The organism is Micromonospora sp. NPDC003776, assembly GCF_053605645.1.
Genome location: NZ_JBSGJR010000960.1, coordinates 1 through 1,247 on the forward strand (window position 1 = coordinate 1; position 1,247 = coordinate 1,247).

Consider the following 1,247-nt stretch of genomic DNA (forward strand, 5'->3'; position numbering starts at 1 on the left):
GGCGGTCGCCCCGAAGGCGGTGAGCGCCGCGGGTCCCGGCCGGCTGAGCAGGCCGACGGTGGCCACCGTGGCCAACGCGGCCGCACCGGGCAGGGCCAGCCGGCGCAGCACGCCGGCCCGGTCCCGCACGCGCAGCGCCGGGGTGACCCCGACCAGCAGGAGCAGCACCACGGCCAGCGGTATCGCGGTGCGCTGGTAGTAGCCGGCGCCGACGCTGGCCCGGCTGCCGGTCAGTTGCTCGCTGAGCAGGGGCTGCACGGTGCCGATCAGCACCACGGCGGCGATCGTGACCAGCAGGACGGCGTTGCCCAGCACGGCGGTACGCCGGGACCACAGCGGCACGGCGCCCCGGGCCGGCGCCGGTTGCCGCCGACCGGTGAGGACGGTGGCGGCCAGTACGGCCAGCAGGACGAATCCGAGCAGCAGGGGCCCCAGCGGCGAGTCGGTGAAGGCGTGCACGCTCGCCACCGCGCCGGAGCGGGTCAGGAAGGTGCCGAGCAGCACCAGCAGGAATCCGGCACAGGCCAGGAGGCTGTTCCAGCGCTCCCGCCCCCGGCCGCCGCCCAGGCTGGTGTGCAGCAGGGCGGTGGTGGTCAGCCAGGGCAGCAGGGAGGCGTTCTCCACCGGGTCCCAGGCCCAGTAACCGCCCCAGCCGAGGACCGCGTACGACCACCAGGCGCCCAGCACGATGCCCGCGGTGAGCGTGCACCAGGCCACCAGCGCCCAGGGGCGGGCCCGGCGGACCCAGTTCCGTCCGGCCTTGCCGGCGAGCGGGGCGGCCAGCGCCAGGGCGAACGGCACCACCGTGCCGAGGTAGCCGGCGTAGAGCAGCGGCGGGTGCACGCCCATCGCCGGGTGCTGTTGCAGCAGCGGGTTCGGTCCCGGGCCGTCCAGCGGCACCGGGTCCACCGCGCGGAAGGGGTTGGCCGCGAAGGTGGAGAGCGCGAAAAACAGGGTGCTCGCCACGCTCACCACGACCATCGCGTACGCGCGCAGCCGGTCGGGTCGGCCCCGCGCGAGCAGGGCGCCATAGCCGCCGAGGACCAGCAGCCAGAGCAGCAGGGAGCCGTCCATCGCCGACCACAGGCTGGTGATCGTGTAGTAGGTGGGCACGTGCCGGCCGCCGTTCTCGGCGACGAACCGCACGCTGAAGTCGTGCCCCAGCAGCGCCGCCTCCAGCAGGACGCATCTTGGTCTCCGGGTAGATGGAGAAGCCCAGCCAGCAGCCGGTGTCCCGGACCAGCTTC

At 74.7% G+C, this 1,247-nt stretch carries 1 protein-coding gene; it reads right to left on the minus strand.

Translation table 11 applies throughout. From position 1 onward, the window contains the following. On the minus strand, positions 1 to 1,146 hold a 1,146-nt coding region (gene ccsA, locus ACWEVO_RS36705), incomplete at its 3' end, for a cytochrome c biogenesis protein CcsA (RefSeq protein ID WP_452311977.1). Positions 1,147 to 1,247: the final 101 nt, after the last annotated feature.